The following is an 18,914-nucleotide window of genomic DNA, read 5'->3' as shown; positions in this document are numbered from 1 at the left end:
GAAAACTCGAATGGTTGATTCCGGGCGTTATGGACGGATTAACGCGGCGCTTATCGCCTTCGGCGCGATGCTCCCGACCTACCGCTCGCGGCCTATCGCTCGCGGCGACGTTCCAGCGCCGAGACGACTCGCTCGATGCGCTCGCGGTCCCAGTCGGGGTGGCGCTGTTCGAGAGACGCCGCGAGGTCCGCGGAACTGGCCCGAACCGCCCCGTCCCCGTCGAGCGTCGAGTCGTCGCTCCACAGCCGGGGAATCGAGGGAAGGGACGGCAGGCTCGGTCCTCGTGACCAGACGGTCAGCGCCCCGATGGCCAGCGCGCCGAGCGCGAACTGGAGGAGCGCCGACTCCCGAAGCAGGAACACCGCGAACACGAGCGGCGGGAGCGACCCGGTGTGGGAGTAATCCAGCAGCAGTCGGCTGTCGTCGGCCAGAAGCGCCCGGACGAACTGTCGGTTGCCCGGCCGGTCGAGCATCACGTTGATGAACGCGCTGGAGTCGCCAACGACGACCACCCGGCCCTCGCCCACCTGCTCGACGGTCGCCACGGTGTAGTTGCCGAAGCTCTCGTTCCCGCTGAGTCGCCCGTTCCGGTCGGTGTCGAGGTAGGCGTACTCCGAGGTGTTGACAAGCGGGGTCGCGCCGTTGGGCCGGACCGCGGTCCCGTAGTTCAGCGTCAGCGACTCCACGTCCGCGACCAGCGAGTGGTTGCTGACGTTCGACGCGACCGGCATCCCGGCCGAGCGGTAATTCGACCGGATGTCCCGAACGGGCCGCCCGTCGATGCGAGCCGAGGCGTTGAGCCGCCGGAGGAGTTCGTTCGAGTGCGCGCCGTAGTCGTCGGCGACGACCAGCGTGCCGCCCCGACGCACGAAGTCCGTGATTCTGGCCGAGTCGCCAGACCGGTAGGGTTCGTCGGGCGAGAGGACCAGCGCCACCGTCTCGGTCGGCCTCGCCGACGAGTAGGCCTCCGTCTGGTGGACCTGTTCGACCTCGACGCCTGCGTCGTCTGCCATCGAGGAGAGCGCCGTCGCTCCGTCCCACTCGTCGTTGTAGGGGCTGTAGGCCGCCGAGGAGGTACTCAGCGGGACCGCGAGCGCGGCGACGACGACCAGCGTCAGCGCGACGAGGAGGGCCGTCGGGGCCGAAATCCGGTCCCGGAGGTCGTCACTCGCCACGGGCAGAACACCTCGTCATCGCTCCCGAACGACGTGAGCGATTCGGCCATCCGCTTCGTCCTCGCCCCCGGCGTTGCCCCCATCCTCTCCGGGAACCCCGCCAGAAGCACCGACGAGGTCGTCCAGTTCGTCGCTCAGGCCGCTGGCGATTTCGGCCCTGTCCCGGTGGCGCTCGACGTACCGACGGCCGTTCCGCCCGAGTCGGCGGCGACGGTCTGGGTCGGTCGCCAAGTCGTCGAACGCCGCCGCGAGCGCCTCGGGGTCGTCGGGGACGACGACGCCCGCGTCGGCGTCCGAGAGCAGTCGCTCGACCGCGCCGGTCCCGGTCGCCACCACGGGAATCCCGCTGGCCATGTACTCGTAGGCCTTCGTCGGGACCGCGTAGGAGAGTTCCTCGCTGGCTTGAATCGGCGCGACGCCGACTGCCGACGACGCCAGAAGGTCCGGAACTCGGTCGCGGTCCACGAGGCCGACGAACTCCACTTTGTCGCCCAGACCCAGTTCCTCGGTCAGGGCTTCGAGCGCGGAGCGCCGGTCGCCGTCGCCGACGATTTCGAGGGTCACGTCGGACTCGACGTGTTCCATCGCCCGGATGCAGGTTTCGAGGTTCTGAGCGTGACCGATGTTCCCGGCGTAGACGACCCGCAACTCGGTCGAGTCGGTCTCGGTGGCGAACCGCGAGACGTCCACGCCGTTCGGGACGATGGCGGTCTCCTCCGGGGAAGCGGTCGAATACTTCGCCGCGAGTTTCGAGCGCAACTCCGGCGTCGTCGTGAGGGCGCGGTCGGACAGTCCGAAGACGAGGCGCTGGAAGGCTCGGCTCACTACGAGCAGGGGTTTGCCCGGCGAGACCTCCTCGATGCTCGCGGCGGCGTCTATCCAGAGGTCACGAACGTCCACGACCCACGGGAGGCCGTGGGCGAGTCGCCCGACGATGCCGGGAATTCCGGTGAAGATGGGCGGCGTCGAGGTCAGGATGGCGTCGAACCGGCCGCCGTTGAGCAGGACCCACACCGCGGCGTGGAGCGCGAACGTCAGGTAGTAGGCCGCCCGCGGGAGGACGCCGGGGTCCTCCTCGGTCGGTTGCCACGCCCACAGTCGGTGGACCGTCACCCCGTCGCGCCGGACGGTGCGCTGGCGCGACCACGACCGGTCGAACTGCCCCGGCGGGTAGCACGGCGACGGCGCGACGACGGTCACGTCCCAGTCCTCCTCGGCGAGATACGTGGTCGTGTCACCGATTCGGGAGGCGTTGCCGCCCATCTCCGGCGGAAACGTCTGTGACACGACGAGGATTCGTCGGCTCATGGTTAGATTTGAGAGACGTCGAACTCGTTTTCGGTCCACTCCTCGCGGTCGATGACCGACTTGGCGTCGACGATGACGGGAGTCGCCATCCGGTCGGCGAGTCTGTCGGGGTTCAGCCCCTCGTACTCGTCGTGGTCGGTCATGACGACGAGCGCATCGGCGTCGTCCGTGGCGTCGGCGAGCGATTCCAGTTCGACGGGTAGTTTCTCGTTCTCGGTTGTGGACGGTGCTGTCTCGTCCCCAGACGATTCCGCATCTCCGGGCGACTCGCGCTCGGCTATCTGTCCGCCCGGTCCGCTCGGTCCCCCGTCGCTGACCGTCTCGGCCCGGACGTGCGAATCGTGGAATCGAGCGTCAGCGCCCGCCGACTCCAATTCGTCGGCGAGACGGAGCGTCGGACTCTGGCGCACGTCAGCGACGTTGCCCTTGTAGGCGACGCCGAGGACGGCGATTCGGCGGTCCGAGAGGTCCCCGAGGTGCGCCCCCAGCAGTTCCGTGACGTACTCGACCATCTCGTCGTTGACCTCCCTCGCGGTCTCGATGAGGTCGGTCTCGTCCGAGTCGGTGCCGAGGAACCACGGGTCCACGGGGACGCAGTGACCGCCGACGCCGGGACCCGGCCGGTGGAGGTCCACCCGCGGATGGGTGTTCCCCAGTCGAATCGCCTCGCGGGAGTCCACCCCGTGTTCGTCTGCGAGTTTGGCGATTTCGTTGGCGAGCGCGATGTTCACGTCCCGGTAGGTGTTCTGGGAGAGCTTGGCGAACTCGGCGGTCGTCGCGTCGGTCCGGTAGATAGTCCCCTCCACGAACGAGTCGTAGAACTCGGCCGCCGAGCGAGTGGCCTCCTCGCCGATACCGCCGACGATGCGGTCGTTCTGCCGGAGTTCCGTCACGACGTTTCCGGGCAGGACCGTCTCGGGCGAGTAGGCAAGCAGGAAGTCCTCGCTCGCGTCGAGGCCGGTCTCTTCGAGGAGAGGCCGGACCGTCTCGGCGGTGGTCCCCGGCGGGACGGTCGATTCGACCACGACGGTGTCGCCGGGCGCGAGCTGGTCCGCGACCGCGCCGGACGCCGCCTCGACCGCCGAGAGGTTCGCCTCCTTGTTCGACTCGTCCAGCGGCGTCGGGACGCAGACGAGATGGTAGTCGGCCGGGACGGGTTCGTCGGCGAGGACGAGGTCGTCTCCCGCCAATGCGTCCGAGACGAGTTCGCGGAGGTCGGGTTCGTCGAACTGGAGGTCCCGGCGCTCGATGCGGTCCAGCACGGCCTCGTCGGTGTCGAACCCGACCACCTCGTAGCCGACGTTCGCCAGCATCGCCGCGGTCGGGAGGCCGATGTATCCGAGTCCGTGGATGCAGACCCGACTCGTGCTGCTACTCATGCTACCTCCGCCGCGAGGTCCGCGGTAATCGCGTCGAGGATTCTGGCGGCCGCGTCGCCGTCGCCGAACGGACAGCCCCAATCGACGGGGCGGTCTAACATCTCTCGCGCGCTGGAGGAGACGACCTCGGGGTCGGTTCCGGCGAGGGTGTTCGACCCGACCGAGATGGTCTCGGGGCGCTCGGTGTTGTCTCGGACCGTGACACACCGCGTGCCGAGGATGCAGGTCTCCTCCTGCACGCCGCCCGAGTCGGTGAACACGACCAGCGCCTCGTCTTCGAGTCGCAGGAAGTCGAGGTACGACAGCGACTCGACCAGTTCGACGCGGTCGGGCACGTCGATGTCGAACTCCTCGACGCGCTTTCTGGCCCGCGGGTGGGCCGGGTAGATGACCTGAATCCCGCGCTCCGCGGCGAAGCGGTCCACGCCGTCGAGGATGGCCTCGAAGCGGTCGGGGTTATCGACGTTCTCGGCCCGGTGAGCGGTCAGGACGGCGTACTGGAAGCTGGAGAGGTCGAAATCGTCCAGCACGTCGCTGCGCTCGGTGGCGATGTCGGCGTGGCGCTGGACCGCATCGACCACGGTGTTGCCGGTGACGCGGATGCGCTCGTCGGGGATGCCCTCGTCTCCGAGGAGGTCGGCCGACTCCTCGGTCGGCACGAACAGGTAGTCGGCGGCGTGGTCGGCCAACACCCGGTTGAGCTCCTCGGGCATCTCCCGGTCGAAGCTCCGGAGTCCGGCCTCGACGTGGCCGAGCGTCCACTCGCGCTTGGCGGCGGCGATGCTTCCGGCGAGCGTCGAGTTGGTGTCGCCCTGCACCAGCACGGTGTCGGGGTCCTCTGCCTCCAGAATCGGCTCGATTTCGGCGATGAGAGAGCCGGTCTGGCGGCCGTGCGAACTCGAACCGACGTCGAGTTCGTAGTCCGGTTCCGGCAGGTCCAACTGCTCGAAGAACACGGAGTCGAGCTCCTCCGAATAGTGCTGTCCGGTGTGGACGACGGTGCAGGGGTAGTCCCGCCGTTCACACTCGTGGAGTATCGGAGCGCACTTGATAATCTCCGGGCGGGTGCCCAATATAACCGTTATGGCGGGTGTACTCGTCATTCTCGAAAGTTTCCAAGACACCTACCCGAACGACGCGGATAAAGCGTATCAATCGTTCAGTCCCCCGAATTCGCGTACTCCGGTATTACGACGACGGGGGACCGGTCCTAACCCGGATTATTGGCTTATTTCGTCCGAGCGAGCGCTGTTTATTACGTGAAACGGTAGCACGTCACAGTCTCCGGCCCGTCGCGTCGGGCGGTAGCTTCTACTGTCCCGTCGTCGTAGGAGCGCCAACGATGCGACAGCAACGGTTCGTCCGCGGGCAGGTGGCGTGGATGCTCGGAACGGTAGTTCTCCTCGCGGTCCTCGGGGCGCTGTCGCTGGAGCTGTTCGTCCTCGGGTCCTTACTCGGCCTGCTGGTGCTGACGGAACTGACCGCGCCCGTGAACGTCGCGCCCGAGTGGAGAGATAGGCTTAGATATGTTATAGCATTAGGAATATTGCTCTTCGGTTACTTCATGGCCCAGCGCGTGATCGAAGTTCTGCCGGAGGGTGTTCTCTGAAAGGCCGGACAACCCCGAAAACCCAATCAGAGAGGCGCAAAGCACCAATTATTTTTAACCGAGCGCGGCGAATCGGCGACGACCAGCATGGGAGACACCACGGAGCTACGGTTGCTACTGCCGCGTCAGGTCCGCCGGTTCCCGCGCGACCTCGCGGTCGTCGTCGGACTGACCGTCGCGGCCGGACTCGCGGCCTCGCTGCCGGGCGTCCGTGGGTCGGTTCTCCGGGTCCTGTTCGGGCTTCCGTTCGCGCTCTTCCTGCCGGGGTACGCTATCACCGCCGCGCTCTTTCCGGCGGCGGCCAGCGAGGAGACCGGCGAGGTCCGCGTGGGGCGGAACCTGTTGCCTCAACCGCACGAGGGCGTCACGATTCTCGAACGGGCGGTGTTCTCGGTCGGGGTGAGCATCACCGTCGTTCCGCTCGTCGGCCTCGCGCTGAACTTCTCGCCGTGGCCCATCAGCTTCGGGACGCTCCTGCTGTCCGTCGGCGGACTGACCGTCGGGACCGCACTCTACGGGGCCGTCCGGCGCTGGCGACTCCCGCCCGACGAGCGATTCGCCGTCCCCTACGACGAGTGGTCCGACGCCGCCCGCGCGGAACTGTTCGAGTCGTCCTCGACGCTCGAAACGGCGCTGAACGCGATCATCGTCCTCTCGATGCTCGTGGCGGTCGGGTCCGGCGCGTACGCAACGTTGGGTCCGAGCGCCGAGCAGACCTTCACCGAGTTCTACCTCCTCGGCGAGAACGACGAGGGCGAACTCGTGGCCGACGGCTACCCGACAACCTTCGGACCGAGCGAGAACGCGACGTTCGTCGTCGGCATCGGCAACCACGAGCGGGAGACAGTCGAGTACTCGGTGGTCGCCCGGTTACAGCGAACGACCGCGGACAACGGGACGAGGAGCGTCGTCGAGTCCCAGCGTCTCGACCAGTTCCGAGTCGAGGTCCCCGCGAACGAGACGGTTCAGCGTCGCCACACCGTCTCGCCCCGACTGACCGGCGAGCGACTCCGACTCCAGTACCTGCTCTATCGGGGCGCGCCGCCGGAGAATCCGACCGCCGAGAGCGCGTATCGGAGCGTCCACGTCTGGGTGAACGTCACGGAGACAGCCTGATGGCCCGCGTGGCAACGACCAGATGGCCCACGCGACAACGACTAGATGAGTCGCACCGCAAGACCGGATAAACCACGCGACGACGGCCGGACGAGTCGGTCGGTAGTAATGTCCTCTTTGAACGGACAGTTTTCGGTCGTTCAGCGTTCCATCGCCGGTTTATGCGAGGTACGGGGCTTCTAACTATACATCGCACTCTCATAGAGAGCGCCGATGGAGAATACCGAAAAAGGACACGATGAGGGGGTGAGACCCTCCGAAAAACGTCAACTACCAGTCATATGCGTCGCCGCCGCCGACGCGGAGTTAGGGGCGGTCGCGCGCACTCTTCTGCGGGCCTCCGAACACGGCTTCTCCGCGTTCGTCGTCGTCTCTGACACGGACGACTCGACGATTGGAGACCTCGCCGAGCGGTTAGACGCCTACGTCCTCGAACTCGAATTCTCGGACGAGTCGCTGGTCGATACCGTCGAGAGCGTCGCCCGCGCGTTCGACTTTCCGGGGCTCGTCCCCGTCGACCCGTCGGACGACGAGGTCGATTTCGCGCGTCTGGAAGCGCGGTTCCGCGAGACCGACGACTTCCGCATCGAAGTCCCCACGACGGACGGAGTCTCCGCGGAGGAGGACTCGCGCGGGGCCGTCGAAGTCGTCGCGGCGATTCCCGCCTACAACGAGGGCGACACCATCGGGGCGGTCGTGCAGGGCGTTCAGCACCACGTCGACGAGGTGGTCGTCGTGGACGACGGGAGTAGCGACGACACGGTCGCGGTGGCGGAGCGCGCTGGCGCGACGGTGGTCGAACACGAGACGAATCGGGGGTACGGGGCGGCGATGCAGACGCTGTTCTCCGAAGCCCACGACCGGAACGCGAAGGTGCTGGTGACCCTCGACGGCGACGGCCAGCACGACCCCGACGACGTGCCGAGGCTCGTAAACGCCGCGCGCGACGGCGACGCCAGCCTCGTCATCGGGAGCCGATTTCACAGCGACGGGGACCACCACGTCCCGCTGTACCGCCGGTTCGGCCTGTTCGTCATCAACCTCCTCACGAACCTCTCGCTCGGGCGGTCGTGGGTCTCCGACACCCAGAGCGGCCTCCGGGCCTTCGACGAGCGGGCCATCGCAAGTCTGGCGACCGACGACACGCTCAGCGACAACATGAGCGCCAGCACCGACGTTCTGTACCACGCCCGACGCCACGACTACGAAGTCGAGGAGGTCGGCGCGACCATCTACTACGAGGGCGACGAAACGAGCACGCAGAACCCGGTGTCTCACGGCCTCTCGGTCGTCGGCAACATCCTGCAGACCATCGAGCGCGAACAGCCCCTGCGGTTCATCGGGTTGCCCGGCTTCACGACCGCGCTTTTGGGATTCGGCCTCGGCTACTGGGCGGTCGCCAACTACCTCCAGACCGGGTCCTTCCCGACGGGTATCGTCCTGTTCTGCATCTTCACGACGGTCGTCGGCTCGCTGCTCGCGCTGACGGGCGTCATCCTGCACTCGATTAAGACCCACGTCGAAGCGCTTCCCGACCACACCGCGAGGAACGAAACGTGACGACACACTCGCCCCGAGACATGACGATTCACTTTACCCAGCATCTGCGGCGACTCGCGCCGCGACGACAGATTCGAACCGAACAGCGCGACCCAGACGAGCGACGCGACCCAAACGAGCGACGCGACCCAAACGAGCAACACGACCGAACCGAACGACGCGAGGAGCCACTCTCGGCGTCCGAAACGATTGGCGGCGACGACGAGGCGGGGTCGCCCTCTACCTCGACCGCAGTCCCCGGGTCGGCCTTCGGCCGGGTGAACCCCGGTGACGCCTCGTCGTCCGACATCGACCCCGCCGTCGAGGACGCCAACATCCTCCAACTCGCGCGCGGCGACGTCTACCCGCCGTCGAACGGCGGCGAGGTGCGCATCTGGAACACGTCGAAGAAATTCGCCGACTTCGGGACCGTCTGGCTGTCCCAGCCCTCGGGCGAGGCCATTCAAAGAGAACACGAACAGGAGGTCCGGGTCGTAGACACCGACAACCCGTTCTTGGACTTCAAGACCTCGGCCATCTACGTCTGGAACGCCATGCTCGGCCTCTCGGCGGACAACGGCTTCGACCGGTTGCAGTCCCGCGAGACGGTTTCGACGTTCTCCGGACTCGACGCCGAGTTCGACATCGTCTGTTGCGAAGCGCCCCAGATGCTCCGGGCGAGCAAGCGACTCGCCGACGAGTACGACGCGAAACTTCTGCTCAACAAGCACAACGCGGTGTTCGAACTCCTCGACCAGCAACTCGAACTCAGGTCGGTCCCCGGAGTCGTGCGGCGGCGAGCGGTCCGGAACCTCCGGCAGTTCGAGCAGGCCGGAATCGACGCCGCCGACGGCGTGGTGTTCCAGTCGGCCGACGACTTAGAGCGGTTCACGTGGTCCGACGACACCGTCGTCTCGGTGATTCCCAACGGGACCGACTTCCACTCAATCGACGAGGGCGGAAATCCCGAGGCGGTCCGAGAGGAACTCGGTCTCGGCGGGGCCGAGCGAATCTGCGTGTTCGTCGGCGCGTTCGACTACGACCCCAACGAGGTCGCGGCGAACGTCATCGCCGACGAACTGGCCCCGGCGCTTCCGGACGTGGAGTTCCTGCTGGTCGGGCGAGACCCGCCGGACGTCGAGGGCGAGAACGTCCGGACGCCGGGATTCGTGGAAGACCTCCCCGGCGTCCTCTCGCTCGCGGACGTCGCCATCTGTCCGCTCACGATGGGGTCGGGCACGAAACTGAAGATGCTCGACTACCTCGCGGCGGGCCTCCCCATCGTCACGACAGACGTCGGGACGCAGGGGCTTCCGCTGGAAGACGGCGAGACCGCACTGGTGCGCAACTCGTGGGACGAGTTCGCCAGCGCCATCGAGGCGGTGGTCGAGTCCGAACAGCGACAGGCGGCGCTGGCCGCGAACGCCAAGCGGTTGGGCGAGGAGTACGCGTGGGAATCGCTCATGGAGGGGTACGAGCCGGTCGTCGCCGAACTCCTTTCTGAAGAGTGACGTTTCACGTCGCTCAGGGCCGACAGCAGTCGGCAACGAGTCGTTGAACCGACGGCGCGGACGACTCGCGCCCGGCGAAAGCGCGATTTCGGTCGAACAGCGATTGCGCTCCGACCACCGGTTTCGCGTCCGAGACCGGCGGTAATGGCCCGATAACGATGCATTAAAAATGGAAACTCGCCATTGAAAGGGAATCAGAGGTTTTTTAAATTGGCGGTAATCCATTGAGAACTGCATGGCACGCGACGAGACGGCACATCGAACTGAAGCGAAAGAGTCTCTCCTCGACAGACGCAGTTATCTCAAACTCGCTGGCGCGTCCGCGGCGGCCGTGGCGGGATTCGGCACCTCTAGCGCGGCGGCCCAAGACGGCGGCGTTATTCTCGAAGAAGATTTCGCCAGTTCGGAGTACTCCGACTGGTTCACGAGCGCGTGGAAACAGGGCGAGTACGACCAACTCACCGACCAGACCTCCCGCACCGGCGACTCGTGTCTGAACGTCAATCTCCCCGAGGGCAGTCACTACGGCATGGACACGACCCTCGACCTGAAGGACGGCGGACTCCTCAGCGAGAACCCCCGCGAGCTGTATTCGAGCTACTGGGTCAAGTTCGGGAACGACTTCGATTTTGGCGGTGACACCTTCTCGTGCAAGCTCCCTGGGTTCGAGAACCACGAGCGGCGTCCGTCGTGGGACGGGGCCTCCGACGGGACGAACGGGTGGGCCGCCCGCGGAGAGTACGTCAACGAGAGCGACGGCATCGGCATCGGCTACTACTGCTATCACATGGACATGAGCGGGAACTACGGAGACGACCTCCGGGCCACCACCATCAGCCGCGGCGAGTGGCACCACATCGAGCAGTACATGAAGCTGAACACGACCAGCGGCGGCAGCGCGAACCGCGACGGTCAGCTCACGATGTGGGTGGACGGCAACCGGCAGTTCCACGACGACAGCATGGCGTTCACCCTCTACCCCGAGAACGGCATCAACTACGCCTTCCAAGTCTACTACGGCGGCGGCGACCCCTCGCCCTCCGACAACGACATCTACATCGACAACTGGAAGATGGCCACGTCCCGCCAGACCAGCGACCAGAGCGGCAAGAAGCTCGAACTCGTCTCGAACGACGGCACCGAGGCGGTCGAGTACGAGTTCACGGTCGAGGGAAACGTCAGTAAAGACACCTACTCGGGCAGTATGGCCGCCGAGGACAACGACACCATCACCTCCAACGGCGACGGGACGACGACGGTCTCGGGCGTCTCGGGCAACGGCCACGGCGACACCTTCTGGGTGGACGGCCCCATCAAGTCGATGACCATCGACGAGTCGAAATGGACCATCCGGTACGACGGAAAAGAGGTCCAGGTCTCGGACATCGTCGAGTCCAGCGGCCCCGCCATCGACCGCTTCGACGTCACCAAGAGCGAACAGCTCGGCGACGACCGGATGTTCTCGGTCCGGTGGGCCGTCTCGGGGACGGACAACGGACTGGAGACCGTCGAGGTCGTCGCGGCCGAGGGCACGGACATCAACTTCTCGGTGAACGACGCGAGCGGCGACAGCGCCTCCGGGTGGGACCTCTTCCAGTTCCCGGTCGGGACCAGCCTCGAGGTGAACCTGCGCGTCGAGGACACCGCCGGGAACACCACCAAGCAGACCCAATCTATCACGCTCTAAGTTCGCGGTCGCCGACGCCCGGTACTCGCCGGGCGCTTCATATCTGTCGGGCGGCGTATCGGTCGCCGGGCAGTATTATTTCGCGGTTTCTCCGAACGCCCGGGAGGACACTTATGCCGACGAATCCCGTGGATGTGACGTGATGACCGACGAGGAGTCCGGGGGAGACCGGCGCGTCGCTATCTTTCACACCCATCTCGAAATCGGGGGCGTCGAGCGCGTGCTGGTCAACCTCATCGACGAGTTGACCGAGCGGGGATACGAGGTCGATTTGCTCCTCGTCTCCGAGGAGGGAGCCTTCCGGCCGGAGGTGCCCGACGACGTTCGGACGATGGAAATCGACCGGGGACGGGCACCCGGAATCGGCATCTTCGCCAGCGTGGTCCCGCTGGCGCGGTACCTCCGGCGCGTCGAACCCGACGCCCTCCTCACGGGGAAGCCGAACCCCAACATGGTGGCGATACTCGCACGGCACCTCGCGTCGGTCTCGACCCGGACCGTCGTCAGCTTTCACGGGATGACCTCCGACCAGATAGCGAACGCCGACGAGTTGACACACGCCGCGAAGACCGAACTCTCGAAGTACCTCTACCCGCGGGCCGGGCGCATCGTGGCGGTCTCCGAGGGCGTGAAGACCGACGCGGCGGAGGTGCTGGGCATCGCCGAGGAGGACGTCTCCGTCGTCTACAATCCGGTCGTGACGCCGGAACTGCTGGAGAAGGGCGAGCAGTCGCCCGACCACCCGTGGTTCGAGGACGACGCGCCGGTCGTCCTCGCGGCGGGGCGGCTCCACCCCTACAAGAACTACTCGTTGCTAATCGAGGCGTTCGACCGCCTTCGGGAGGAGATGGACGCCCGATTGATGATTCTGGGCGAGGGCCAGACCAGACCGAAGTTGGAGGCCCGCGTCGAGGAGCTGGGGCTGGACGAGTCGGTCGCGCTCCCCGGCAGTACGGACAATCCCTACCCCTACATGCGAGAGGCGTCGGTGTTGGCCGTCTCCTCGAACTCCGAGGCGCTCCCGTCCACGCTCATCGAGGCGATGGCCTTCGGGTGCCCCGTGGTCTCGACGAACTGCTCGAAGGGTCCCAGAGAGATTCTGAACGACGGGGAGTTCGGGCCGCTCGTGCCGACGGAGGACGCCGACGCCCTCGCGGCGGCGATGTACTCGACGCTTCGGGACCCGCCGGACCCGGGGCGACTGCGCGACCGGGCGATGGACTTCACGGCGGAGAACGTCGTCACGGACTACGAGAAACTGCTGTTCGAGGACAACCGGTCGAAGGCGAATAGCCCTGCTCCTACTCGCCGGTGAGCTTCCGACTGAGGAAGGAGTAGACGAGGTCGGGACGCTTGGCCGCGTACTGGGACTTGTACTTGAGGTGCTTGGCGCGCCGGACGAACTCCCGCCAGTCGGTGAACATGTTGTAAGGGTACTCGTTCAGTTCCGACCACAACCGGTCCACGATGAGGTGCTGGACGTTGCCGTTCCGGCGGACCGGCGGAGCCAACCGGAACATCTCGCGGACGACCGGGAAGTACGCCAGCGGCGACACCACGTCGCGGTGGCGCGCCAGCCCCGGGAAGTGCGGCCCGGCCCAACAGCCGTACCGGAGTTCTTGGGTCACGAGGTCCAACTGGGTGTAGGCGTCGAACTGCGAGACGCCCTCGTACCACTCCTCGACTGCCTCCTCCAGAACGGGGTCCTCCGGGCGGTGGAGTCTGGCGAGGAGTTCGCCCGCGTCGAACGTCGAGTCGGGGCCGTCGGCGTCCTCCCAGAACTTCCCGCGGGCGATTGCGCCGCCGAACCCGTTGACGTGCAGGTCGGCGTCGAACAGTTCCAGCGTCGGGTGGATGTCCTTGATGGTGCCGCCGACGGCGTGGCCGGTAGTCTCCAGCCACCACCGCTTCTGGGCCTCGGTCGCGGTCACGGTCGGGACCGGGTTCCAATCGACCTCGTGGTTGGCCGAGAGTCGCCGCGCAACGTCCATGTCAACGTCTACAAGTTCGCCGGTGTCCCACGTCACGGTCTGGATGTCACCGTCGGCGACCCACGGACGCGCCGCCGCCAGCAGGGTGCGCGAGTCCTGCCCCGCGGTCAGGGGATTGACCGGGTTCTCGTAGGTCGCCGCGATTTCCGCGAACACGTCGCGGAGCAGTTGGCTCATGGACTCGGCGACGGCGGTCGTCTCGTCGTAAGTCGAGATGGCCTCCGGGTCCGAGGGCCAGAATCGGGTCGTCTCCCACGAATCGAGGTCCAGACGGTGATTCGGGAGGAGGCGCTCGACGTTCCGGTAGTAGGTGACGGCCCCGGGGAGGAAGATGTAGTCCTCGTTGTGGTTCAGCCGGTCGAAGAGCGCGGTCTGGAAGCGCGCCTCGCGGTCGATGCCCGGAAGCGCGGCGGGCGTCGCCCCGGCCACGCCCTCGTCGGGGTCGTAGACGAGCGGACACCCGCCGATGGGGTCCGTGTACGCCGAGGACTGGTTGGCGTCGAGGAGACCGAGGAAGTGCCCGGCGAAGTCCACGAGCGCGTCCTGAAACGCCGCGTCGAGCGAGTCCGCGTCGCCGGGCGAGAGCCGGAGTTCGCCGTCCTCGCGCCGGTCGCGCACGTCGAGTATCGTCCCGACGACGTGGCCGACGCGCTCGCCGTCGGCCACGACCGGGAGCGAGTCGAAACTGTCGTCGAAGACGAGGTGCCAGTCGTCGACCGACACCGACCGATACCCGTCCGGAATCTCCTCGGGGCGCGTGGACGTGAGGTAGTACTGCCTCGGCGGAATCATTCTACAGAAGGCACGATGAACGACCGGAAATAGCTTCGGCCCGTTCGGCGGGTACGGTTTGCCTACCGGCGGCACACGCGGGAAGCCGTTCGCGGCTCCCGACGGCGTAAGCCGAACAGAACAATGTAGTAGTTCCTCTAAAACTGAATTAGTTATTTTTAACAATTGAAATTATTTCTCAGAGCCGAGACGCTTCAGGTCCACGGGACCGACTTCTGGATTTGAGTCGTGATCTGGTTCTTGAGCGGCGGATACATCGCCACGAACGCGCCGTACAGCGCCGCTCCGGCGAGGACGAACCCGGTGAGTCGGACGACCGAATCGACCGCGACCGTCGTCTTGACGGCGGAGAGGACGGCGGCCATGACCGCGGACGCGCCGAGACACCAGCCGAGTTCGTCGTAGGGGATGCGCACGTCGATGAGTTCCGAGAGGAAGTAGAACTGGAGGCCCGTCGAGATGGTCCGAGACGCCATCGTGCCCAGCGCCGCGCCGACGACGCCGAACTGCCAGATGAGGAGGACGTTGAACACGAGGTTGGTGGCTATCGTGACCGTGGTTCCGATAGTGACGTACTGGGGTTCGTCGAGACCGTACAGCGACCGTCCCACGATGCTCTGGACGGCACCCGGAATCTTCCCGGCCATGAGAACGATTAGCACGAGCCAGCCCGCGGCGTACTCGGCCCCGAACACCAGCGAGAGAATCTCCCGCGAGAGGACCGCCGCCCCGAACAGGGCCGGGAAGACCAGCAACAGCGAGGGCGTGATGATGTTCGAGAACAGCCGTTCGATGGCCTCTCGGGACCCCGCGGAGTCCCACGAACTGAACTGCGGGAAGATGGCCGTGCCGATGGACCGCGACAACAGCAACACCGGCCCCGCGACCCGCCACGCGAGTTCGTAGACGCTGACCGCGCTCGTCGTCAGCATGAACCCGAGGAGTAACACGTCCATCCACTGGTGGACCTGCCTACCGATATGGGGAAGAATCGCGTACTTCCCGTAGTTACCGAGCGAGCGCATCACGTCCTTCCTGGGGCGACCGAACCCGGTGTCGCAGGCGCGGTACGCTAACACGAGTCGGACGAACAACCCGGCGAGGACGCTCGCGGCGAGTCCGACGACGCCGTACCCGGCGTAGACCAAGACCGCTCCGACGCCGTACTTCGTCAGCGTGTTTGCGAAGTCGATGGACGCGGTCTCGCCCACCCGGAGTTCCCCGGCGAGGACGTTCTTCATCAGCCCGGACAGCTCTTGCAGCACGATACCGACCGCGAGGAACGCCACGAGGTCGTAGCCGATGTACGAGCGGACCAGCCCGCCCGCCAGAAACACGCCGGTCACGGTGAGCGACAACAGCCCGAGTTTCATCAGCAGGGCCGTAGAGAGGACCGAATCGGGGTTCGACCGCTCGCTGATTCGCTTCTCGACCGCGATTCTGACGCCCATGTCCGAGGGCACGGCGAGGAAGAACAGCAGCGCCTGAAACAGGAAGAACGCGCCGAGTTCGCCGGAGCCGAGTTCGCGGGCGAAGTACGTGATGCCCCCTAACGAGAGCACCATCCCGAGCGATTCGGCGAGGAAGATTTTGAAGCTAGAGCGACTGACGTCCATCAGTATCCACCCTGGGCGCTGAAAACCCGGCCCCCCATCGGTCGTTGCACAGGGGGAGTGACGGCAAACCCGAGGATAAATGTTCCCGCCGCATGCCGCAGACGCACCGCAAGTGGCGTGTCACTCGCTAACAGCCGCCAAATTTCCGGTGACGCCAGAAAAACCAAGACCGAGGGGGTCGTCCGAGCGAACGATGGGGTGGGGTCGGTGGTAGAGCGACGAATCCGGCTGAAGCTACTGCTCGCGGTCGGAGCCGCCGCCACGGCGGTCGCGCTGGTCTTCGTCGCCGCCGACCCCCAAGCGACCAGTTACGAGCTATCGGTGTACGACGCCTACCCGCTCCCGTTCTGGCTCCTCGCGCTGATTGCGGTGTTCTTCGGCCAACTCGTCATCTTCGAGGGCGGCTATCCCGAGCGGTGGCACCGATACTGGAAGTGGGGACTGGCGCTCGTCCTCGCGGTCAACGCCGTCCTGCTGTTCATCCCGGCGCTCCGCTACGAACTGTTCGCCCGAGGAGACATGCTCACGTACATCGGCATGATTCGGCGCATCGGCGACCTCGGCGCGGTGCCCCGGACCAACTACTACCCGAACGTCCACCTGCTCGCGCTGACGGTGTCCTACGCGACCGGAATCGCGCCCTCGACGGTCATCAACGTCCTGCCGCCGGTGGCCTCGCTGTTCTACATCGTCTCGCTGTACCCGCTTCTGAACGTCACCTTCGGCGGGTCGCGGAAGGTGCTTTTCGTCCTCCCGTTCTCCTCGCTGCTGCTGTTCAGCGGCGAACACGTCTTCTTCCACCCGAGCGTCTTCGCGTTCATGACGCTTCCCTTCGCGTTCTACCTCCTCTTCCGGAGCTACGGCGGCCGAGCGACGACCCGGTTCAGGGCCGCGCTGTTGGTCGTCGTCGTCTCCATCACGTTCTACCATCCGGTCGTGACGGTGTTCTTCGTCGGGATGCTGGGCCTGCTGTGGCTCTCCGTGATTGGGAGCAAACGCCTCGCAGGCACGACCACGGTGACCCGCAGGTCGCCGCTCGTCGTCGCCGTCCTCGCGTTCGTCCTCTTCTTCGCGTGGTACTACTCCTTCGAGTCGATTATCGGTAGCACGCTCATCATCGTCTACACGCTGATGGGGGTCTCGGAGGGGTCGTCCCAGCTCGGCAACATCGCGTCGGTCTTCTCGCGGACGACCCCGGCGATCTCCGACATCGCGCTCGTCGGAATCTACACCTACGGCCTCGTCGGGGCGATAATCGGTATGGCGTTCGTGTTCGTCGGCTACTACGCCCTCCTCGTGGCGCGCGGCGAGCGAGCGTTCGACCCCATCGAGGCCTTCCTCGCCAGCACGCTGTGCGTGTTCACCGTCGGTGCCGCCCTCGCCTTCGCGGTGGACGTGACCATCGGCTTCTACCGGGTCGTTCGGTACGCCCGACTGGCGGGCGTCGTCCTCGTCGGTGCCGGGTTCTACACGCTGTTCCGGCGGCTCGACGCCGACGCCGCCGCGAGGTATCTCCGGCCGGTAGCGTACGCCTCGCTGTTCGCGCTCGCCTTCCTCTCGGTGTTCTACCTCTACTCCTCGCCCCTGTCGAACGGCTCGAACCTCCAGATTACCGAGGCCGAGGTCGAGGGCATGGAGTGGACGTTCCAACACCGCAACCAGTCGCTCGCCATCGACCAACTGGGAATCAGCCAGTACCGGATGTCCACCTACGAGAACTTGGAGGAGACAGAGAACATCCGGTTCGAACTCCCACCCCCGCCCGACCACTTCGATTACGCCAACGCGTCGGCCGAGGAGCTACCGTCGAGCGCGGTCGCCGACCGGCGTTACCTCGTGACGACCGAACTCGGTCGCGTCAGCAACCCCCGGTTGTACCCGAACTACCGGGAGTTCTGGCGTCACTCGCCCGAGGACTTCGACCGCCTCGAACGCAAGCCGTCGGTCGGACACGTCTACGACGACGGGACGCTCGACCTCTACGTGGTCAGCGGCGTCGGTCGAGCGAACCGGACGGCCGCGAACGGGACTAGCACAAACGGGAGCGCCGCGCTAACTAGCGGGAACCAAAGCGTCTCGCTACCTGGTGAAATCAAACAGAACGTCGCGCTACCGGGCGAAGGCGATGAAGCCGACGCGCTATCAAGTGAAACCGAGCGGAGAGCGCACGCGGTCACTACGCAGAGGAGAGTTCGCTCGACCCGTTACGGTTCTTGAGGTACCAGCGCCCGAGGCGGTACATCGGCCACTTGATGGGCGAACAGCCCCGTTCCCAGGAGAGGACCGGCCGGGGTTGGGCACCGAGTTCGTTCTTGTACCGGAACGAGCCGTCCGTGAAGTCAGACGGACTGCTTCCGAGGTCGTACTCGCCGTAATCGCGCTCGATGGCCCACTTCATCCCGTACTCGTCGAGGAGTTCCGACGGGTAGTAGTCGAAGTAGTCCGCGTCGACCGCTTGGAAGAAGCAGTGGACCGACGATTGCTCGTCGTCGACGAGATACACCTGACCGGCCGCGAACTCGCCGTCGACCTCGACCGTGAAGAGTTCGGTCCGGTCGGCCAACTCCTCGCCGATTCGTTCGAGGAAGGCGTAGGGGTAGGCGGTCCCGCCGACGCGGTCCATGGCCTGCTGGTAGGTCTCGTAGAACCGCTCGAGGGCCTCGCCTTCGAGCGAGCGCTCGTAGACCGTCGCGTCGTTCTCCCGGGCCTTGGAGATGTTCGAGCGCTTGGACTTGTTCATGTTCGACTCGATGGACTCCCAGCCTTGGTCGAGGTCGATGACGAGCCGACAGACGCCGGAGCTGAGCTGATAGCCGTACTCCGAGAACGGTCGAGAGTAGCGCAGATACTCGTCGTTGGCCGCCTTCACGCGGTGGTTGACGAAGTCGTCGCGTTCGAGCAGGCGGTCGATGTGGTCGAACATCATCTCGAAGTTCGACCGCTCGCTCCCCATGAACAGCGGCCCGCCGAATCCGGGTTCGATTGACGTGAGGCGCTTGGCGTCGAGTCGGTCCACGACCGACGGGAGCGAGGACGGCAACTCGACCCGCCTGACGAAGTTCGGCAGAAGCGCAATCGGGTTGTTCCCCTTCTCGAGGACGAGATGTCTCGCCGACCGGTCGAGGCCCTCCTCGACTGCTCGGAGCCATCCGGCCCGGTGGAAGACACTCCCCCGGTCGGACTGCTTCACC

At 65.8% G+C, this 18,914-nt stretch carries 14 protein-coding genes; 7 read left to right on the top strand and 7 right to left on the bottom strand.

Going from position 1 to position 18,914, the window contains the following annotated elements:
* Window positions 1-92: 92 nt before the first annotated feature.
* Genes EPL01_RS10920 through wecB form a run of 4 tightly spaced genes read right to left on the bottom strand, consistent with a single transcriptional unit; the run spans window position 93 to window position 4,965 of the window.
* A complete protein-coding gene (locus EPL01_RS10920; protein WP_246045674.1) occupies window positions 93-1,175 on the bottom strand; it encodes a DUF4350 domain-containing protein in 1,083 nt (360 codons plus the stop codon).
* Window positions 1,176-1,190: 15 nt separating this feature from the next.
* Window positions 1,191-2,483, bottom strand: a complete 1,293-nt coding sequence (locus EPL01_RS10915; protein WP_135825293.1) for a glycosyltransferase family 4 protein — start codon at window positions 2,481-2,483, stop codon at window positions 1,191-1,193.
* Window positions 2,484-2,485: 2 nt separating this feature from the next.
* Complete coding sequence (locus tag EPL01_RS10910; RefSeq protein WP_135825292.1) at window positions 2,486-3,862, bottom strand: nucleotide sugar dehydrogenase; 1,377 nt, start codon at window positions 3,860-3,862, stop codon at window positions 2,486-2,488.
* Window positions 3,859-4,965, bottom strand: a complete 1,107-nt coding sequence (gene wecB, locus EPL01_RS10905) for a non-hydrolyzing UDP-N-acetylglucosamine 2-epimerase (protein WP_135825291.1) — start codon at window positions 4,963-4,965, stop codon at window positions 3,859-3,861. Before wecB ends, EPL01_RS10910 begins: the two co-directional genes overlap by 4 nt.
* Before the next feature lie 239 nt (window positions 4,966-5,204).
* Here wecB and EPL01_RS10900 point away from each other — a divergent pair, with 239 nt between their 5' ends.
* The 6 genes from EPL01_RS10900 to EPL01_RS10875 all read left to right on the top strand — a co-directional run bounded on the left by EPL01_RS10900 (window position 5,205) and on the right by EPL01_RS10875 (window position 12,639).
* Window positions 5,205-5,471, top strand: a complete 267-nt coding sequence (locus tag EPL01_RS10900) for a DUF8044 family membrane protein (protein ID WP_135825290.1) — start codon at window positions 5,205-5,207, stop codon at window positions 5,469-5,471.
* An 87-nt stretch (window positions 5,472-5,558) separates the two neighbouring features.
* Window positions 5,559-6,587 (top strand): DUF1616 domain-containing protein, encoded by a 1,029-nt coding sequence (locus tag EPL01_RS10895; RefSeq protein WP_135825289.1) that lies wholly within the window; start codon window positions 5,559-5,561, stop codon window positions 6,585-6,587.
* A 246-nt stretch (window positions 6,588-6,833) separates the two neighbouring features.
* Window positions 6,834-8,147, top strand: a complete 1,314-nt coding sequence (locus EPL01_RS10890; RefSeq protein ID WP_168215876.1) for a glycosyltransferase family 2 protein — start codon at window positions 6,834-6,836, stop codon at window positions 8,145-8,147.
* Window positions 8,144-9,637 carry a glycosyltransferase family 4 protein gene (locus EPL01_RS10885; RefSeq protein ID WP_135825287.1) on the top strand — a complete coding sequence of 498 codons (1,494 nt, stop codon included), beginning with the start codon at window positions 8,144-8,146 and terminating at the stop codon, window positions 9,635-9,637. Before EPL01_RS10890 ends, EPL01_RS10885 begins: the two co-directional genes overlap by 4 nt.
* A 235-nt stretch (window positions 9,638-9,872) precedes the next feature.
* On the top strand, window positions 9,873-11,324 hold the full coding sequence (locus tag EPL01_RS10880) for a hypothetical protein (RefSeq protein ID WP_135825286.1): 1,452 nt from the start codon (window positions 9,873-9,875) through the stop codon (window positions 11,322-11,324).
* 142 nt (window positions 11,325-11,466) lie between these two features.
* Window positions 11,467-12,639: a glycosyltransferase gene (locus EPL01_RS10875; protein ID WP_135825285.1), complete on the top strand. Its 1,173-nt coding sequence runs from the start codon at window positions 11,467-11,469 to the stop codon at window positions 12,637-12,639.
* On the opposite strand, the gene EPL01_RS10870 is transcribed toward EPL01_RS10875, so the two are convergent.
* Both EPL01_RS10870 and EPL01_RS10865 read right to left on the bottom strand, forming a co-directional pair.
* A complete protein-coding gene (locus tag EPL01_RS10870; protein WP_135825284.1) occupies window positions 12,626-14,107 on the bottom strand; it encodes an asparagine synthetase B family protein in 1,482 nt (493 codons plus the stop codon). The two genes, EPL01_RS10875 and EPL01_RS10870, sit on opposite strands and share 14 nt — an antisense overlap.
* Before the next feature lie 194 nt (window positions 14,108-14,301).
* The gene (locus EPL01_RS10865) at window positions 14,302-15,723 is read right to left on the bottom strand and encodes an oligosaccharide flippase family protein (RefSeq protein WP_135825283.1); all 1,422 of its coding nucleotides are present in this window, start codon (window positions 15,721-15,723) and stop codon (window positions 14,302-14,304) included.
* A gap of 207 nt (window positions 15,724-15,930) precedes the next feature.
* On the opposite strand from EPL01_RS10865, the gene EPL01_RS10860 reads away from it, so the two are divergent.
* Window positions 15,931-17,940, top strand: coding sequence for a hypothetical protein (locus tag EPL01_RS10860; RefSeq protein ID WP_135825282.1), 2,010 nt, complete (start codon window positions 15,931-15,933; stop codon window positions 17,938-17,940).
* Here EPL01_RS10860 and EPL01_RS10855 read toward each other — a convergent pair.
* Entirely contained in the window at window positions 17,900-18,913 is a 1,014-nt protein-coding gene (locus tag EPL01_RS10855) for a GNAT family N-acetyltransferase (RefSeq protein ID WP_168215875.1), read from the bottom strand. The two genes, EPL01_RS10860 and EPL01_RS10855, sit on opposite strands and share 41 nt — an antisense overlap.
* Window position 18,914: the final 1 nt, after the last annotated feature.

The organism is Halorussus ruber, assembly GCF_004765785.1.
In the GTDB taxonomy this organism is placed as follows: domain Archaea; phylum Halobacteriota; class Halobacteria; order Halobacteriales; family Haladaptataceae; genus Halorussus; species Halorussus ruber.
This window is presented reverse-complemented; position numbering and strand designations above follow the sequence as displayed.